The organism is Pseudomonas sp. HR96, assembly GCF_034059295.1.
In the GTDB taxonomy this organism is placed as follows: Bacteria; Pseudomonadota; Gammaproteobacteria; order Pseudomonadales; family Pseudomonadaceae; genus Aquipseudomonas.
Window position 1 is genome coordinate 357,640 of record NZ_CP139141.1, and the last position, 17,701, is coordinate 375,340.

The following is a 17,701-nucleotide window of genomic DNA, read 5'->3' on the forward strand; positions in this document are numbered from 1 at the left end:
TGCCTCTAGATCCAGGAGTGCCGGGCGGGCCGTTGACCGTTGAGGTACCAGGCACCGACCGCGTGATATTTCCAGCGCACCGGGTCGTGCAAGGTGTGCACGCGGGCGTTGCGCCAGTGCCGGTCGAGGTTCAGCTCGGCGAGGGTGGCGCTGCTGCCGGCCAGCTCGAAGAGCTTTTCGCTGGCTTGCAGGCTGATCTCGGTGGTCAGCACCTTGGCTTCGGCCACGGCGATCGAGGCACGCGCCGCAGCGTCGGCATCGATGGGCTGGCGGCGGATCTCGTCGAGCACGCGCGCCGCTTTGCGCAGCAGGGCCTGGGCGGCATGCAGTTCGAGCTTGAGGCGGCCGATGTCGGCGATCACATAGAGGTCGTCGCTGGCGCGCTCGACGTGGGCGTCGATCCAGGGGCGCGCGCGGCTGCGGACGAACTCGAGGGTGTCGTCGATGGCGGCTTCGGCAATGCCGGCGTCGATGGCGGCCTGGATCAGCTGCGAGATCGCGCCCTGGATGTTGGGCACCTCGGCCAGCCGCCAGATCTCCACCACCTGCCCAGCCGGCACCGCGACGTCCTCCAGCAGCACGGTGCCGCTGGCGGTGGTGCGCTGGCCAAAACCTGACCAATCGTCGACGATGCGCAAGCCCGGGCTGCCTCGGCGAATGAACGCCATCACCACGCGGCCCTCGTCGTTCACCGCCTTGACCGCCACCCAATGGGCGAACAGCGCGCCAGTGGAGTAGAACTTCTGGCCGCTGACGCGATACCCGTCTGCGTCGGCGACCAGGCGGGCCTTGAGTTCCAGGGTGTTCTTGTTGCCGCGTTCCGGGCCGCCGTTGCCGATGCGCGCGCCCTCGAGCACGCTTTGAAACAGCAGGCGCTGTTGCGCCGGAGTGGCGGCGGCGGCCAGCATGGAGAGGATCGCGAAATGATTCTGCGGGATCTGGCCCAGCGCCGGGTCGGCGGCGCTGATGATGCGAAAGACCTCCGCCACGGTTTGCAGGCTGACCTGGGGGCCGCCGAACTCGCGGTCGATGAGGATGCTGCCCAGGCCGCTGGTGCTGAACCGTTGGATTTCGGCCCAAGGCAACTCGCGCTCGCGGTCGCGATGCGCCGCCCCTGGACGGGCATGGTCGGCCAGCTCGCGCGCGGCGGCCAGGGCCTGTTCATCGTTGGCCAGGACCTTGGCCGGCAACAGCGGCGGCGCAATGTCCTGAATGGTTTGTGCAGCGCCATCCAGCGCAGCCCTGGCGTTAGGCACCGGGGTGATAGTGACCATACCGTCCTCACATGATTGCCCGCGCCACGTGTGTCGCGGCGGTTGTCTTCAAGGGGGTCCGGTGGTCCGGTGCATATACCTTAAGTGCGTATAAAAATTAAAACTAGTAACGTTTGGGTATATGGATAGAAGGGATGTGGAGAACCGCATGGCTTGCCTGGATGTTCAATATGACCACCATCTGCCGCCCGCGCGGCCGGTGGCGGCCATCGCGCTATCTCCAGACTCAGACCTACCGATGCGCCAGGAACTTGCTCAGAAACTGCCGGGTCCGCTCCTGCTGCGGGTTTTCGAACAATGTCTTGGCTTCGCCCTGTTCGACGATCACCCCCTGGTCGAAGAACACCACGCGGTTGGCCACATCCCGGGCGAACTGCATCTCGTGGGTGACGATGACCATGGTGCGGCGTTCTTCGGCCAGGCCGCGGATGGTGGCCAGTACTTCGCCAACCAGCTCCGGGTCCAGTGCCGAAGTCGGCTCGTCGAACAGAATCACCTGCGGCTCCATGGCCAGCGCGCGGGCGATCGCCACCCGCTGTTGCTGGCCGCCGGACAGGCGTCGCGGGTAGGCGTCTTCCTTGCCCGCCAGGCCGACCTTGGCCAGCAGTTTGCGGCCCAGGCCCAGAGCCTGCTCGCGGGGCATCTTCTTGACCACGATCGGCCCTTCGACCACGTTCTCCAACGCCGTGCGATGGGGGAACAGGTTGAAGTTCTGGAACACGAAGCCGACCTGCTGGCGCAGCTTGCGAATCAGCCCTTGCTGCTGGCTCAGATTGCGACCGGCATCGATCTGAATGTCGCCGATCCTGATCCGGCCGCTGCTCGGCTCTTCAAGCAGGTTGAGGCAGCGCAGGAAGGTGGTCTTGCCCGAGCCGCTGGGGCCAATGATGGCCACCACTTCACCTGCGGCAATGGTCAGGTCGATGCCCTTGAGCACGGTGTTGCCGTTGAATTGCTTGGTCAGCTTTTCCACCACGATCATGCCGCGTTACTCCTGGTCGTGGCGGTTGACCCGCACTTCGAGACGGTGTTGCACATGCGCCAGCAGGCTTGCCAGTATCCAGTACAGCAGCGCAGCGGCCAGGTACATGGTGAATACTTCGAAGGTGCGCGCAGTAATCAGCTGCGCCTGGCGAAATAGCTCAGGTACCTGGATAGTGGCCGCCAGCGCCGTGTCCTTGACCAGCGAGATGAAGCTGTTGCCCAAGGGCGGCAGGGCCGTGCGCGCCGCCTGCGGCAGGATAGCCCGGCGCAGGGTCTGCGCGCGGGTCATGCCGATGCTGGCGGCGGCTTCCCACTGGCCGCGTTCGATGGAGCTGATCGCCGCACGGAGGATTTCACAGGCGTAGGCGGCCATGTTCAGCGAGAAGCCGATCAGCGCCGCCGACAGAGGCTCCAGCTCGATGCCCAGCTCCGGCAGGCCGTAGTAGATCACGAACAACTGCACCAGCAGCGGCGTGCCGCGAAAGAACGACACGTAGATGCGCGCGACCCAGCCGATCACCGGCAAGGTCGACAGGCGCATCAGCGCCAGGGCAAAACCCAGCAGCAGGCCGAAGAACATGCCCCCCAGGCTGAGGATCACGGTGTAGTAGGCGCCCTTGAGCAGAAAGGGCGCCGAATCCAGCATCAGCTGCAGGCTGTTCTCGATCATTGCGTGACGTCAGCGCCGAAGTACTTGTTGGAAAGCGCCTGCAGGGTACCGTCGGCGCGCAGCTGGTCGATGGCGGTGTTGATCGCTGCCACCAGCTCCGGCTCGCCTTTGCGCAGGGTCACACCGGCTTCCTGACGGGAGAAGACCGGGCCGGCGACGGCCAGGGTGTCGTTGGTTTTCTTGATCAGTTCCAGCGCGGCCAGGCGGTCGACGAGGATCGCGTCGATACGGCCGATGCGCAGGTCCTGATACTTGGTCGGATCATCGTCGTAGGTCTTGATGATTGCCTGTGGAACGTTGTCCTTGAGCCACTGCTCATAGTTGGTGCCCAGCCCCAGGCCGACTTTCTTGCCCGCCAGGTCCTCGGGCTTGGTGATGGAAGCCGCCTTGTCTTTCTTGGTCAGCGCCTGGATGCCGGACACGGTGTAGGGTTCGGAGAAGTCGTACTTCTTCTTGCGCTCCTCGGAGATGGTCACCTGGTTGATCACCACGTCCAGGCGCTTGGACTCCAGGGCTGCGAGGATGCCATCCCACTTGCTTGGCTGGAACTTGACCTTGACCCCCAGTTTCTTGGCCAGATCGTTGGCGAATTCCACTTCGAAACCGGCCAGCTTGCCGTTCTCGTCCTGGAAGCTGAACGGTGGGTAGGTGCCTTCCAGGCCAACGGTGATCTCGCCTTTTTCCTTGATCTTTTGCAGTTGGTCGCCGGCCATCGCCTGGCCGACCATCGCCGAACCCAGCGCCAGGCCAAGGCCAGCCATCAGAAAGTGTTTGCGCAGTGCGGAAAAAGTCATGTGCAGCCCCTGTGTTGTTGTAGGAATGACGTTCAGATCTGATGTTGCGGGCGCCACTATAAAGCGGCCGTTTTAGCGTTGAAAATAATAAAAAACAATTTTCTTATGCGTTTATTTCCGAATGCTCGTTCCAGACGTCGGGATAGGCGAACAACGCCGGCGCGCCGCCGGTGTGCAGGAAGATCACCGGCCCTTCGGCGAAGCGCCCGCGAGCCACGCCGTCGAGTAGCCCGGCCATGGCCTTGCCGGTGTAGACCGGGTCCAGCAGCAGGCCTTCCTGGGCCGCCAGCAACTTGACTGCCGCCAGGGTGCCGGCGTTCGGTTCACCGTAGCGCGGGCCGTAGTATTCATCCCACAAGGTCACCGCGAAGCTCGCTGGCAGCGCCATGTCGAGACATTGCGCGGTGGCCTGGGCGAGCTGTTCCACCTTGGGCCGCTGGGTCGCCTGCGGGCGCGACACGGTAACGCCGATCACTGGCAGGTCCGGGTATTGCTCGCCGAGGCCCAGGGCCAGCCCGGCATGGGTGCCGGCGCTGCCCGACGCCAGCAGCACGGCGGCGAAGTCCAGGCCCGTGGCCTCGATCTGCTGCGCCAGCTCCAGGCCCGCGCGCACGTAACCCAGAGCGCCCAACGGGTTGGAGCCACCGATGGGCACGATGTAGGGGCGTTTGCCGGCTGCGCTCAGGCGCTCAGCCAGTGCTTGCAGCTGGGCGTCGGCGTGGTCGAGACTGTCGACCCGCTCGACCTGGGCGCCGAACAGATCCAGCAGCAGCCGGTTGCCGTTGCCCAGATAGCTGACCTGGTCCGTGGCGATGGGGTTCTCCAGCAGCGCCACGCAGCCCAGGCCCAGTTGCGCGGCGAGGGCGGCGGTCTGGCGCACGTGGTTGGACTGGATCGCGCCAGCGGTGACCAGGGTGTCGGCACCTTGCGCCTGGGCATCGGCGGCCAGGTACTCAAGCTTGCGCAGCTTGTTGCCGCCCATGGCCAGCGGCGTGGTGTCGTCGCGCTTGACGTAGATGTCGCGCCCCAGCCGCTGCGACAAGCGCGGCAGCTTGTGCAAGGCCGTCGGCGCGGTGAGCAGGTCCAGGCGGGGGAAGCGGGCAAGGCGTTGGCTGAGCATGGGGGCGTTCCAGGGTTCTGTGTGCGCGGTGGACTATAGCAAGTGCGCCCGGCAACACGGAACGGCGCGTGCGGGCTTATGCTCTGATACGTACCGTCTTGCACAAAGTGTTCTTTTTGCCACCCCGGCTTTTACCGTATCGTGGGCGCCGCCAGGCGCTTCGCCACCCGTTGAGCCGCCCGTTGAACCGCAGGAGTTGACCGTGAACGACATTTCTCAACCGCGCAAAGGCCATTGGCAGCTGCAGGCCATCGTCGGCCAGCTGCGCTCGGCCCGTGACGACTGGCGTCGGCAGAACGGACGCAGCTGTGGCCAACAGGGCGGCCGCGAGCTGCCCTCCCGCGAGGCGATCAAGACCATCCTCGAGCAGCTCTGCGGCGCGCTGTTTCCCATGCGCCTGGGCCCGGTGGACCTGCGTGAGGAGAGCGAAGACTTCTATGTCGGCCATACCCTGGATGCCGCCCTCAACGCGCTGCTGATCCAGGCTCGCCTGGAACTGCGCTACGCCGCCCGGCACGGCAACTGCGACTACGTCGAGGTGGATGCCCACGCCGTGCGCCTGACCCAGGAGTTCGCCGCAGCGCTGCCGCAACTGCGCCGGGTGCTGGACACCGACGTGCTGGCCGCCTACCGCGGCGACCCGGCGGCGCGCAGCGTCGACGAAGTGCTGCTGTGCTACCCCGGCGTGCTGGCGGTCATCCACCATCGCCTGGCTCATCACCTGTACCGCGCCGGCCTGCCCTTGCTGGCGCGCATCAGCTCGGAGCTGGCCCACTCGGCCACCGGCATCGACATCCATCCCGGCGCGCAGATCGGCCCAAGCTTCTTCATCGACCACGGGACGGGCGTGGTGATCGGCGAAACGGCGATCATCGGCGAGCGCGTGCGCATCTATCAGGCGGTCACCCTGGGCGCCAAACGCTTCCCGGCCGACGAGGCGGGCAACCTGCAGAAGGGCCACCCACGCCACCCCATCGTCGAAGACGACGTGGTCATCTACGCCGGGGCAACCATCCTTGGCCGAGTCACCATCGGCCAGGGCTCGACCATCGGCGGCAATGTCTGGCTGACCCGCAGCGTACCGGCCGGCAGCAACGTGACCCAGGCCAATGCCCAGCATGACGGCACTGTCTGACCGGGCCCGACAGGCTGCGCCGAGGGCGCACTCATCGCACGGATTAGGCCTGAGCGGCTATCCGTGTTTAAATTGAACGCTTGTTCAATAAAAGCAGAGCAGGCTTCTGATGAGTGCACCTCCCAGCGGCGCAGTCCGCATGAACGCGCCGGTATTCTACTTTGCGGCGAGCTTTATCCTGATCTTCGGCCTGGTGGTGATCGCCATGCCGCAGCAGGCCCAGCAGTGGCTGCTGGCCGCCCAGGAGTGGGCCGCCAACACCGTCGGCTGGTACTACATGCTGGCCATGACCCTGTACTTGGTGTTTGTAGTGGCCACCGCCTTGTCCGGCTACGGCAAGATCAAGCTTGGCGCCGACCATGACGAGCCCGAGTTCAGCTACCTGTCCTGGGCCGGCATGCTGTTCGCCGCCGGCATCAGCATCACGCTGTTCTTCTTCTGCGTCTCCGAACCCCTGACCCACATGCTGCACCCGCCCCAGGGCGTCGGCGGCACCGAGGCGTCGGCGCGCCAGGCGATGCAGCTGCTGTTTTTGCACTGGGGCCTGCATGGCTGGGGCGTGTTCGCGTTCGTCGGCATGGCCCTGGCGTATTTCGCCTACCGACACAACCTGCCATTGGCCCTGCGCTCGGCGCTGTACCCATTGATCGGCAAGCGCATCAACGGGCCGATCGGCTACGCGGTCGACGGCTTCGGCATCATCGCCACGGTGTTCGGCCTGGGCGCCGACATGGGTTTTGGCGTGTTGCACCTCAACGCCGGGCTCGACTACCTGTTCGGCGTGCCCCATACCCAGTGGGTGCAGATGGGCCTGATCGTGCTGATGATGGGCGCGGCCATCGCCGTGGCCGTGGCCGGGGTTGACAAGGGCGTGCGGGTAATGTCCGACATCAACATGCTGCTGGCCTGTGCGCTGCTGCTGTTCGTGCTGTTCGCCGGGCCGACCCAGCACCTGCTCAACACCTTGATCCAGAACATCGGCGACTACCTCGGCGCCTTGCCGAGCAAGAGTTTCGACGTCTATGCCTACAACGCCAAGAGCGATTGGCTGGGCAACTGGACCATCTTCTACTGGGCCTGGTGGATTGCCTGGGCGCCTTTCGTGGGTCTCTTCATCGCGCGCATTTCGCGCGGGCGTACGATCCGCGAGTTTGTTTTCGGCGTGCTGCTGATCCCGCTGGGTTTCACCCTGGCGTGGATGTCGATTTTTGGTAACAGCGCCATCGAACTGGTACTGGGCCACGGCATGACTGCCCTGGGGCAGTCGGCGATCGTCGACCCGGCCAAGACCCTCTACCTGCTGTTGCAAACCTACCCGTGGAGCAAGACGGTGATCGCCGTCACGGTGTTCATCAGCTTCGTGTTCTTCGTCACCTCGGCAGACTCCGGCACCGTGGTGCTGTCCACGCTCTCGGCGCGAGGCGGCAGCCCGGACGAAGACGGGCCGAAATGGCTGCGGGTGTTCTGGGGCGCGATGACCGCCTTGATCACCGGCGGCCTGCTGTTCGCCGGCAGCATCGATTCGCTGAAGTCCGCTGTGGTGCTGACCTCGCTGCCGTTCTCGCTGATTCTGCTGGCCATGATGTGGGGCTTGCACAAGGCCTTCCACCTGGAGTCGCAACGCAAGATTGCCCAGCTCTACTCCCTGGCCCCCGCTGCCAGCGCCCGCCCGGGCCGCGGCGGCTGGCGCCAGCGCCTGGCCCAGGCGGTCAGCTTCCCGTCGCGTGACGAGGTCTACCGCATCATGGACGCCGTGGTGCGCCCGGCCATTGCCGAAGTCACTGCGGTTTTCGCCGAGAAAGGCCTCACCGCTGTCACCCAGGAAGACTCCGGCCACGACAACGTCACCCTGGAAATCGGCCACGGCGAGGAGCGCCCGTTCATCTATCAGGTGCAGATGCGCGGCTACTTCACGCCATCCTTCGCCCGCGGCGGCATGGGCAACCAGGAGCTGAAGAACCGCCGCTACTACCGCGCTGAAGTGCACCTGGCCGAAGGCAGTCAGGACTACGACCTGGTGGGGTATAACAAGGAGCAGGTGATCAACGATATTCTCGATCAGTACGAGCGGCATATGCAGTTCCTGCATATGGTGCGTTAAGCATTTGCAGTTGCTTGAACCCTGGAAAGCGGCCAGCCTCCATGAGTCTGTCCGCTGATTTTTCAGTCCTCGATAACAACAGGAATGACAATGACCTACATCGCCGCCAAAAATCGCTACGAATCCGTCCCCTACCGCCGAGTGGGCCGCAGTGGCCTGGTGCTGCCTGCCCTGTCACTGGGCCTCTGGCACAACTTCGGCGATGCCACGCCGATCGATACCCAGCGCGCAATGCTGCGCACGGCGTTCGACCTGGGGATCAACCACTTCGATCTGGCCAACAACTACGGCCCGCCCTACGGCAGCGCCGAGGTCAATTTCGGGCGGTTGTTGCGCGAGGACTTCAAGCATTATCGCGACGAGCTGATCATCTCCAGCAAGGCTGGCTGGGACATGTGGCCGGGGCCGTACGGGCAGGGTGGCGGTTCGCGCAAGTATGTACTGGCCAGCCTCGACCAGAGCCTGCAGCGTATGGGCCTCGAGTATGTGGATATCTTCTATTCGCACCGCTTCGACCCGGACACGCCGCTGGAAGAGACCGCCAGCGCGCTGGCCACTGCCGTGCAGCAGGGCAAGGCGTTGTATATCGGCATTTCGTCCTACTCGGGCACCAAGACTCGCGAGATGGCCAGGTTGCTGCAAGAGTGGAAGGTGCCGCTTTTGATTCATCAGCCGGCGTACAACCTGCTCAACCGTTGGGTCGAGAAGGACCTGCTGGACGTGACCGAGGAAGTCGGGGCCGGGGTGATTGTGTTCACTGCGCTGGCCCAGGGGCTGCTCAGCGACAAGTACCTCAATGGCGTGCCGGAAGACTCGCGAGTCAATCGCCCGGGTGGTGGCTCCTTGCAGAAGTCGCATCTGTCCGAGACCAATCTGGCGCACATCCGCGCGCTCAACGCGATCGCCCAGAAGCGCGGTCAGAGCCTGGCGCAGATGGCCCTGGCCTGGACCCTGCGCGATCCACGGGTGACCTCGGCGCTGATCGGCGCCAGCCGGCCCGAGCAGATCGTCGAGAACGTCAAGGCTCTGGACAACCTGAAGTTCAGTGCCGAGGAATTGGCCGAGATCGATCGGTTCGCGGTGGAGGGCGGCATCAATCTGTGGGAGAAGCCATCACTGGCGCAGTGATGGGCGCATTGTCTGGCCATGCGCGGTTTTTGCAACCTCGCCAGCTTCGCCGGCTCCTACGCCACCTGTGGGGGCCCCGGGGTTGGCGTAGGAGCCGGCGGAGCTGGCGAGGGCATCACCTCGCCCTTCAAACCGGCACATCCCCCAACACCGTCGCCCGGTGCATCACCCGCCGCTGCGGGCGGTAGTCGTCCACGGCGTAATGTTGCGTGCAGCGGTTGTCCCAGAACGCCACGTCGCCCGCCTGCCATTGCCAGCGCACGGTGAACTCCGGGCGGGTGCTGTGGGCGAACAGCAGGTTGAGGATGGCCTGGCTTTCGGCCGGTTCCAGTTCGTTGATGCGGGTGGTGAAGCCTTCGCTGACGAACAGGCCTTTGCGCCCGCTGACCGGGTGGGTGCGGATCACTGGGTGCGACAACGGCGGATGCTGGCGGCGCGTTGCTTCGTAGCGGGCGAGGTCTTCGGCGGTGCTGCCGAAGCGCTCCAGCGGGAAGGACTTGGTGAAGTCATGGGTCGCGGTGAGGCCGTCCAGCAGTCGCTTGAGCGGCGCCGACAGTGCTTCGTAGGCGGCAGCGCCACTGGCCCAGAGTGTGTCGCCGCCCCAGGCCGGCACCTGTTTGGCGCTGAGCACTGCGCCCATGGCCGGGGTGGGCAGGAAGGTCACGTCGGTGTGCCAGATGGCGTTGTCGCGTACGTCGGTCACTGCCGTGTCGAGGATCAGCACTTCGGGCTGCTCCGGCACGTTGGGGTAGATCGGGTGGATGTGCAGGTCGCCGAAGCGCCGCGCGAAGTCCGCCTGCTGGCGCGGGGTCAGCGGCTGGTTGCGAAAGAACAGCACCTGGTGTTGCAACAGGGCGCGTTCGATGGCGTCACGCTCGGCTTCAGCCAGTGGCAGGCTCAAGTCCACACCCTCGACGCGGGCGCCAAGGGCAGGGCTCAGGGGAAACAGTTGCAGGTTCATCTCGATACTCGTCCATCAGCGCCGAACTGTCGGCGTGGTCAGTTGTAAACGCTTGCAGCTTCAATGGCTCTGGCCATGCCAGGGCACCAGCCGACGTTGCAGCGCGCGCAGGCCCATTTCCAGGCCGAAGGCGATCAGAGCGATCAGCAGGATGCCCAGCACCACCACGTCGGTGACCAGGAACTGCGCGGCCGACTGCACCATGAAGCCCAGCCCGCTGGTGGCGGCGATCAGCTCGGCGGCGACCAGGGTCGACCAGCCGACCCCCAGCCCGATGCGCACGCCGGTGAGGATATCCGGCAGGGCACTCGGCAGGATCACATGGCGGATCAGTTGTGCGCGTGTTGCCCCGAGCGACTGCGCAGCGCGCAGCCGCGCCGGGTCGACATTGCGCACACCGGTGGCAGTGGCGATGGCGATCGGGGCGAAGATCGCGAGGTAGATCAGCAGTACCTTGGACAGCTCGCCGATGCCGCACCAGATCACGATCAGCGGCAGATACGCCAGGGGCGGAATCGGCCGGTAGAACTCGATCAGCGGGTCCAGGATGCCTTGGGCGATGCGGTTGGTGCCGATGGCGATGCCCACCGGAATGGCGAACAGTACGGCGAACACCAGGGCGATGCCGATGCGTTGCAGGCTGGCGCCCAGGTGCTGCCAGAGCGTGACGTCCATGTAGCCCTTGGTCGCCAGCAGCCAGCCTTTTTCCACCACCGCGCTGGGGGGCGGCAGGAACAAGGGTTCGATCAGGCCGCCGGCGGTCACCGCCCACCACAGCAACAGCACGGCCGCGAGGGTCAGGGTGCTGATCCAGCGGGTGCCGATGCGCCATTTGCCGCGCGCTGCGGCAGGCGCCTGGGCGGCTTTGCTGACAGGGATCTGGTAGCTGCTCATGCCGGCTCCTGGCGCAAGGCTGCGCGTTGGGAAAACACCCGCGAGAGCACGTGTTCGCGGGTTTCGATGAAACGCGGGTCGGATTTGATCGAGCGCGCCGATTCGCCGGCGCCGTAGCGCAGGCCGAAATCCAGCGCCAGGCGCTCCTCGATATGGCCGGGGTTGGGCGCCAGCAGGATCAGGTCGGTGGCGAGGAATACCGCCTCCTCGATGTCATGGGTGATCAGGAACACTGGCTTGGCCGTGCGTTGCCAGACCTGCAGCAACAGCTCCTGCATCTGCTCGCGGGTGAAGGCGTCAAGGGCGCCGAACGGCTCGTCCATCAGCAGCACGCGCGGGTCGGCGGCCAAGGCGCGCGCCAGGCCCACCCGTTGCTTCTGGCCCCCGGACAGCTGCCAGACATGGCGCTCGCCGAAGTCGGCAAGGTCGACCAGGGCGAGCATCTCGCGGGCGCGCTGGTCACGTTGCTGACGCGGCACGCCGGCCAGCGCCAGGCCGAAGCCGACGTTGGCCAGCACGTTCTGCCAGGGCAGCAGGGCGTCGTCCTGGAACACCACCCCGCGCTCGGCCCCCGGCCCCTGCACCGGTACGCCGTCGAGGGTGATGCGCCCGGCGCTGGGCCGCACGAAGCCGGCGATCAGGTTCAACAGTGAGGTCTTGCCGCTGCCCGAGGGCCCCAGCGCCACCAACAACTGCTGTGGCCCGAGGGTCAGGGAGATGTCGGCGAGCACCGGCGCGGCCGCGCCGGGGTAGTGGGCGCTGATGCGTTCGAGCTGCAGCTGGGCCATGCCGGTTACTCCGCGAACTTGGCGCTGACGTAGGGCGAGTAGTCCGGCAGCACGCTTTCCACCTTGCCCTGCTCCTTGAGGAAATCGGCGGTCTGGGCGATGGCTTTGGCGGTACCACCCTGCAGCAAGGCTGGGGTTTGCTGCGCCTTGGCGTCGGGGAAGGCCGAGCCGGCGAGCAGTTCAGGCACGTCGGCGGCATTGGCGCCGGTCAGCTTGGCGATCTTCTGCACCGGCGCCGAGTCGGCGGTCCAGGCGTCCTTGTGGGCGGCGTAGTCGGCGAACGAATCGAGGGTGACCTTGGCGAATTTGGCGACCACGTCCGGGTGCTTGTCGGCGTAGTCCTTGCGCGCTACCCACACCTCGAACGTCGGCGCGCCCCATTGGGCGACCTGTGCGGCATCGGTAAGGGTCTTGCCGGTCTTGCGGATTTCCCCCAGGGCCGGCGACCAGACGAATGCGCCGTCGATGTCGCCGCGCTTCCAGGCGGCGGCGATCTCCGCCGGTTGCAGGTTGACCACCTTGACCTTGCCTTCCAGGCCCCAGTGTTTCAGGGCGCCCAGCAGGCTGTAGTGCGAGGTGGACACGAACGGTGTGGCAATGGTCTTGCCCACCAGCTGCTGCGGGTTGTCGATGCCGCTGCCGTTGCGCACCACCAGGGCTTCAGCCGAATTGATCTGTGCCGAGACAATGAACGCCACGATCGGCAGTTTGCGCGAGGCCGCTGCGGCCAGCGGGCTGGAGCCCAGGTTGCCGATCTGCAGGTCGCCCGAGGCCAGGGCCGTGACCACTTCCGGGCCACTGTTGAAGCGGCGCCAGTCGATCTTCTCGCCAATCGCTTTTTCGTAGGTGCCGTCGGCCTGGGGCACTTTGCTCGGGTCGATACCGGTCTGGTAACCCACGTGCAAGGTTTCGTCGGCCTGTGCGGGAATGGCCGCGGCCAACGCGATAGCGACACCCAAGGTCAGCGTGGAAAGAATCTTGAAGGTGAAATTTGAGTTAGGAAGGGAGCGGCCGATAGCCATAGTACACCTCGGGTGTAGCAATTCTGTAATAAAGGGTCGGGAGAATGAGCGGCCGGTCGTCCGGTCTGCTGAAGCTAAACGATCTAAAAAAGCCGCAGTAAATACTTTTTAGTGCTTAGCTTATGAGGTTTGCCGCTTTAAAGAACTTTTAAGAGTGTTGGGTAGGTTTGTTATTCCAAATTCGTATCAACGGTGTTGAAACAATTCTTTTGGCGCCTATGAAATGTTCTTTAAGCTGCACGCCCCGAACGTGGGTGGAAAAGTTCAATGGCGACTGACCGATGGTTGTTGACCGGTCGGTCAGTTTTGGACTTAATCACGCTCGCTGGCGCAAAGGAACGACAGATTCCCAGCCATGGCACACAAAAATTAGAAAATATTGAGAGGAGCTGTTCAATGTATAAATCCACCCTGGCGCTGGCTGTTGCCGCGGGCGTTCTGGTCAGCCAGGCTCACGCCGATGGCTTTCTGGATGACAGTAAAGCGACCCTGAAGCTGCGCAACTTCTACATCAACACTGACAACCGTGATTCGGACACCAACACCGCTGCCAACAAGCGCAATGGTGTACAGAGCCTCAACTCCGAGTGGGGTCAGGCCTTCCAGGCCGAGTTCATCTCTGGTTATACCAAAGGCACCGTAGGCTTCGGTCTGGACGCTATCGGCGTGTACGCCCTGCGCCTGGATTCCGGCCGTGGTTCCAACGGCCAGAACGCGACCAGCTCCCTCGATGGCGGCACTGTGTTCCCGAGCCAGCGCAATGGCGATGCCGTTGACGACTTCGCGACCATGGGCCTGACGGCCAAGGCCAAAGTCTCCAAGACTGAACTGAAGCTGGGCACTCTGCAGCCCAAGCTGCCGGTCATCATGTCTAACGACGGTCGCCTGGTGCCACAGTGGTGGACCGGTGGCCAGGTGACGTCCAACGACATCAAGGATGTGACCTTGATCGCGGGCAAGATCACCGAAGCCAAGGGCCGTAACTCCAGCAACACCGAAGATCTGTCGATCAGCGGCGCCAACGGTGGTGGTAACAGCAACCTAGCAACGGGTCGTCGCAGCAACGATTTCCGCTACGCCGGTGCTGATTACAAAGTCACCAAAGACCTGCTGCTGCAGTACTATTTCGGCAACCTGGAAGACTTCTACAACCAGAGCTTCGTCGGCCTGGTACACAACTGGTCGATCGGCCCGGGTGTCTTGAAGTCTGATCTGCGTTACTTCCACAGCAGCAGCGACGGCAAAGACGGCAACAACACCCTGTACTACTCGACCGGCGCCTATCAGAACTCCCCAAGTGGTCGTGGCGAAGTCGACAACAACCTGGCCAGCGGTCTGTTCCTCTACACCGTGGCCGGTCACACCTTTGGTGGCGGTTATCAGGTCAGCAACGGCAGCAGCGACTTCCCGTGGCTGAACCAGGGTGACGGTTCGTCGAACTACACCATCACTGACATGCAGATCCAGAAGTTCGGCCGTGCCGGTGAGAAAACCTGGCAGGCTCGCTACTCGTATGACTTCGCCAAACTGGGTGTGCCTGGTGCAACCTTTGGTATTGTCTATCTGCGTGGCGACAACATCGACCTGTACTCCAACGCGGCCCGTCCCGTACAGACTGCTGATGGTGCCAACGAGTGGGAACGCGACATCACCATCGCTTACGTAGTGCCCGAAGGCCCGCTGAAGAACTTCGGCGTGATGTGGAAGAACGCTTCGTGGCGCAACAACTTCTCGAGCGCTGCTAACCAGCGTGAACAAGACGAGAACCGCGTCATCCTGAGCTATCAGTTCCCGCTGAAGTAAGGTTGTCGCAATCGAAAAAACCCGGCCCCGGCCGGGTTTTTTTCATTCTATATTCGTTATTCTTTTCAAGAATATCCAAATCGTTATTTATTCTTTTTTATCTTTCCTGACTCAGTGCACAGTAGCGCTCCAAGCAACACAGCCCAGGAGCAGCAGCATGACCATCAGACTCGGCGACATAGCCCCCGATTTTGTTCAGGATTCCAGCGCCGGCACCATTCATTTCCATGAGTGGCTGGGTAACAGCTGGGGCGTGCTGTTCTCCCACCCCGCCGACTTCACGCCGGTGTGCACCACTGAACTGGGCTTCACCGCCAAGCTCAAGGACGAGTTCGCCCAGCGCGGGGTCAAGGCCATCGCCCTGTCGGTGGACCCGGTCGACTCTCACCACCGCTGGATCGACGACATCAACGAGACCCAGGCGACCACGGTGAACTTCCCCATCCTCGCCGACGCCGACCGCAAGGTGTCCGACCTCTACGACCTGATCCACCCCAACGCCAACGACACCCTGACCGTGCGTTCGCTGTTCGTCATCGACCCGAACAAGAAGGTCCGCCTGACCATCACCTACCCGGCCAGCACCGGGCGCAACTTCCACGAGATCCTGCGGGTGATCGACTCTCTGCAGCTGACCGACAGTCACAAGGTGGCCACCCCGGCCAACTGGCAGGACGGCGACGACGTGGTGATCGTGCCCTCGCTCAAGGACGAAGACGAGATCAAGCAGCGCTTTCCCAAAGGCTACAAGGCCGTCAAGCCGTACCTGCGCCTGACCCCGCAGCCCAACCGCTAAGCCGCACCCACTTTCCTTATCCCGCAGCCCCGGAGAGCGTCAATGCGCACCCAGATTTTGCGCCGCAGTCTTTTCGCCTTGTTCAGCGCCGCCGTTGCGTTCGGCGCGTTGAGCCAGGCCCAGGCCGACACCCTGCGTATCGGTTACCAGAAATACGGCACCCTGGTGCTGCTCAAGGCGCGCGGTTCGCTGGAAAAACGCCTCGCCGAACAAGGCGTGCAGGTGCAATGGACCGAGTTTCCGGGTGGGCCGCAGCTGCTAGAGGGCTTGAACGTCGGCTCGATCGATTTCGGCGTCACCGGCGAAACCCCTCCGGTGTTTGCCCAGGCGGCCGGTGCCGATCTGGTGTATGTCGCCTATGAGCCGCCAGCGCCTGCCAGCGAGGCGATCCTGGTGCCCAAGGATTCGCCGATCAAATCGGTTGCCGAGCTCAAGGGCAAGAAGGTGGTGCTCAACAAAGGCTCCAACGTGCACTACCTGCTGGTGCGTGCGCTGGAGGATGCCGGCCTCAAGTACAGCGACATCCAGACCGTGTTCCTGGCGCCGGCCGACGCTCGCGCGGCTTTCGAGCGCGGCGCGGTGGACGCCTGGGTGATCTGGGACCCGTACCAGGCCGCCGCCGAAAACCAGCTAAAGGCGCGCACCCTGCGTGACGCCAGCGGCCTGGCCGACAACCACCAGTTCTACCTGGCGACCCGGCCTTTCGCCGCCGAGCATCCACAGGTGATCGCCACCCTGATCGACGAAGTGCGCTCGGTGGGCGAGTGGTCCAAGGCCCACCCGGATGAAGTCACCGCACAAGTCGCGCCGCTGCTCGGCCTGCCGGCCGACATCACCCTGACCTCGGTCAAGCGCCAGGGCTACGGGGCCGGTTTCATGACCCCCGAGGTGATCGCGGCGCAGCAGAAAATCGCCGACAGCTTTTACCAGCTCAAACTGATTCCCAAACCCTTGTCCGTGAAAGACGTGATCTGGACGCCGCCCGGCAAGAAAGTCGCCAGCGCCCAGTAAGCCGCGCCGGGCCTGCCGCCGCCCTGCACGGCTGGCCCCGCCTCACCCCCTTAGGAGACAACTCCATGAGCCTCAATATTTTCTGGTTCCTGCCCACCCACGGTGATGGCCATTACCTTGGCACCTCCGAAGGTGCACGGGCGGTCGATCACGGCTACCTGCAACAGATCGCCCAGGCCGCCGACCGCCTGGGCTTCGGTGGCGTGCTGATTCCGACCGGGCGCTCCTGCGAAGATTCCTGGCTGGTGGCGGCCTCGCTGATCCCGGTGACCCAGCGCTTGAAGTTCCTCGTTGCGCTGCGTCCGGGCATCATTTCTCCCACCGTTGCCGCGCGGCAGGCGGCGACCCTCGACCGCCTTTCCGGCGGCCGTGCGCTGTTCAACCTGGTAACCGGCGGCGATCCGGACGAACTGGCGGGTGACGGCCTGTTCCTCAGCCATGAAGAGCGTTACGAAGCTTCGGTGGAATTCACCCGCATCTGGCGCCGCGTGCTGGAAGGCGAGACGGTCGACTACGACGGCAAGCACCTGACCGTCAAAGGCGCCAAGCTGCTCTATCCACCGGTGCAGCAGCCGCGGCCGCCGTTGTATTTCGGTGGCTCCTCGGATGCCGCGCAGGACCTCGCTGCCGAACAGGTCGAGCTGTACCTGACCTGGGGCGAGCCGCCGGAAGCGGTCGCCGAGAAGATCGCCGCCGTGCGCGAGAAGGCCGCCAAGCTGGGCCGCAGCGTACGCTTCGGCATCCGCCTGCACGTGATCGTGCGCGAGACCAACGCTGAAGCGTGGGCAGCCGCCGACCGCCTCATCTCCCACGTCGACGACGAGACCATCAAGCGTGCGCAGGCGTCCCTGGCGCGCTTCGATTCGGTCGGCCAGCAACGCATGGCGGCCCTGCACGGTGGCAGCAAGGAAAAGCTCGAAGTCAGCCCCAACCTGTGGGCCGGGGTCGGCCTGGTGCGCGGCGGTGCCGGCACGGCGCTGGTCGGCGATGGCCCGACCGTGGCCGCGCGGGTCAAGGAGTACGCGGCGCTGGGCATCGACACCTTCATCTTTTCCGGCTATCCGCACCTGGAAGAGTCGTATCGAGTGGCCGAACTGCTGTTCCCGCACCTGGACGTCGAGCGTCCGGGCCTGCCCGAGGGCGCGAGCTACGTGAGCCCGTTCGGCGAGATGGTGGCCAACGACATCCTGCCCAAAGCCGCAGCACAAAGCTGAGGACAG

Annotated in this window: 16 protein-coding genes; 7 read left to right on the top strand and 9 right to left on the bottom strand. The window is 64.3% G+C overall.

The annotated features are described in order from the left end of the window. Window positions 1-5: 5 nt before the first annotated feature. From SFA35_RS01675 to SFA35_RS01695, 5 genes are all read right to left on the bottom strand, one after another. Window positions 6-1,274: an SfnB family sulfur acquisition oxidoreductase gene (locus SFA35_RS01675; protein ID WP_320574525.1), complete on the bottom strand. Its 1,269-nt coding sequence runs from the start codon at window positions 1,272-1,274 to the stop codon at window positions 6-8. Window positions 1,275-1,506: 232 nt separating this feature from the next. After that, window positions 1,507-2,256 carry an L-cystine ABC transporter ATP-binding protein TcyN gene (tcyN, locus tag SFA35_RS01680; protein ID WP_320574526.1) on the bottom strand — a complete coding sequence of 250 codons (750 nt, stop codon included), beginning with the start codon at window positions 2,254-2,256 and terminating at the stop codon, window positions 1,507-1,509. A gap of 6 nt (window positions 2,257-2,262) precedes the next feature. Continuing rightward, complete coding sequence (gene tcyL, locus SFA35_RS01685; RefSeq protein WP_320574528.1) at window positions 2,263-2,928, bottom strand: cystine ABC transporter permease; 666 nt, start codon at window positions 2,926-2,928, stop codon at window positions 2,263-2,265. Next, on the bottom strand, window positions 2,925-3,722 hold the full coding sequence (gene tcyJ, locus SFA35_RS01690) for a cystine ABC transporter substrate-binding protein (RefSeq protein WP_320574530.1): 798 nt from the start codon (window positions 3,720-3,722) through the stop codon (window positions 2,925-2,927). Before tcyJ ends, tcyL begins: the two co-directional genes overlap by 4 nt. 103 nt (window positions 3,723-3,825) lie before the next feature. Then, window positions 3,826-4,842: a D-cysteine desulfhydrase gene (locus SFA35_RS01695; protein WP_320574532.1), complete on the bottom strand. Its 1,017-nt coding sequence runs from the start codon at window positions 4,840-4,842 to the stop codon at window positions 3,826-3,828. A 211-nt stretch (window positions 4,843-5,053) separates the two neighbouring features. Here SFA35_RS01695 and epsC point away from each other — a divergent pair, with 211 nt between their 5' ends. The 3 genes from epsC to mgrA all read left to right on the top strand — a co-directional run bounded on the left by epsC (window position 5,054) and on the right by mgrA (window position 9,206). Then, window positions 5,054-5,977 (top strand): serine O-acetyltransferase EpsC, encoded by a 924-nt coding sequence (gene epsC, locus SFA35_RS01700; protein WP_414058518.1) that lies wholly within the window; start codon window positions 5,054-5,056, stop codon window positions 5,975-5,977. A gap of 139 nt (window positions 5,978-6,116) precedes the next feature. Beyond that, entirely contained in the window at window positions 6,117-8,078 is a 1,962-nt protein-coding gene (betT, locus tag SFA35_RS01705) for a choline transporter BetT (protein WP_320578795.1), read from the top strand. Between the two features lie 90 nt (window positions 8,079-8,168). Beyond that, on the top strand, window positions 8,169-9,206 hold the full coding sequence (mgrA, locus tag SFA35_RS01710; RefSeq protein ID WP_320574537.1) for an L-glyceraldehyde 3-phosphate reductase: 1,038 nt from the start codon (window positions 8,169-8,171) through the stop codon (window positions 9,204-9,206). A 127-nt stretch (window positions 9,207-9,333) separates the two neighbouring features. On the opposite strand, the gene tauD is transcribed toward mgrA, so the two are convergent. Genes tauD through tauA form a run of 4 tightly spaced genes read right to left on the bottom strand, consistent with a single transcriptional unit; the run spans window position 9,334 to window position 12,871 of the window. Continuing rightward, window positions 9,334-10,167: a taurine dioxygenase gene (tauD, locus tag SFA35_RS01715; RefSeq protein ID WP_320574538.1), complete on the bottom strand. Its 834-nt coding sequence runs from the start codon at window positions 10,165-10,167 to the stop codon at window positions 9,334-9,336. Between the two features lie 60 nt (window positions 10,168-10,227). Continuing rightward, complete coding sequence (gene tauC / locus SFA35_RS01720) at window positions 10,228-11,061, bottom strand: taurine ABC transporter permease TauC (RefSeq protein ID WP_320574541.1); 834 nt, start codon at window positions 11,059-11,061, stop codon at window positions 10,228-10,230. Further along, window positions 11,058-11,849, bottom strand: coding sequence for a taurine ABC transporter ATP-binding subunit (gene tauB / locus SFA35_RS01725; protein ID WP_320574543.1), 792 nt, complete (start codon window positions 11,847-11,849; stop codon window positions 11,058-11,060). Before tauB ends, tauC begins: the two co-directional genes overlap by 4 nt. 5 nt (window positions 11,850-11,854) lie before the next feature. Next, window positions 11,855-12,871 (bottom strand): taurine ABC transporter substrate-binding protein, encoded by a 1,017-nt coding sequence (gene tauA, locus SFA35_RS01730; RefSeq protein ID WP_320574545.1) that lies wholly within the window; start codon window positions 12,869-12,871, stop codon window positions 11,855-11,857. A gap of 396 nt (window positions 12,872-13,267) precedes the next feature. Here tauA and SFA35_RS01735 point away from each other — a divergent pair, with 396 nt between their 5' ends. The 4 genes from SFA35_RS01735 (at window position 13,268) to ssuD (ending at window position 17,695) form a co-directional block, all read left to right on the top strand. Continuing rightward, entirely contained in the window at window positions 13,268-14,674 is a 1,407-nt protein-coding gene (locus tag SFA35_RS01735) for an OprD family porin (protein ID WP_320574547.1), read from the top strand. Window positions 14,675-14,831: 157 nt separating this feature from the next. Then, window positions 14,832-15,470 (top strand): peroxiredoxin, encoded by a 639-nt coding sequence (locus tag SFA35_RS01740; protein WP_320574549.1) that lies wholly within the window; start codon window positions 14,832-14,834, stop codon window positions 15,468-15,470. Between the two features lie 42 nt (window positions 15,471-15,512). After that, window positions 15,513-16,481, top strand: a complete 969-nt coding sequence (locus SFA35_RS01745) for a sulfonate ABC transporter substrate-binding protein (RefSeq protein WP_320574551.1) — start codon at window positions 15,513-15,515, stop codon at window positions 16,479-16,481. A 65-nt stretch (window positions 16,482-16,546) separates the two neighbouring features. Then, a complete protein-coding gene (ssuD, locus tag SFA35_RS01750; RefSeq protein ID WP_320574554.1) occupies window positions 16,547-17,695 on the top strand; it encodes an FMNH2-dependent alkanesulfonate monooxygenase in 1,149 nt (382 codons plus the stop codon). Window positions 17,696-17,701 lie beyond the last annotated feature (6 nt).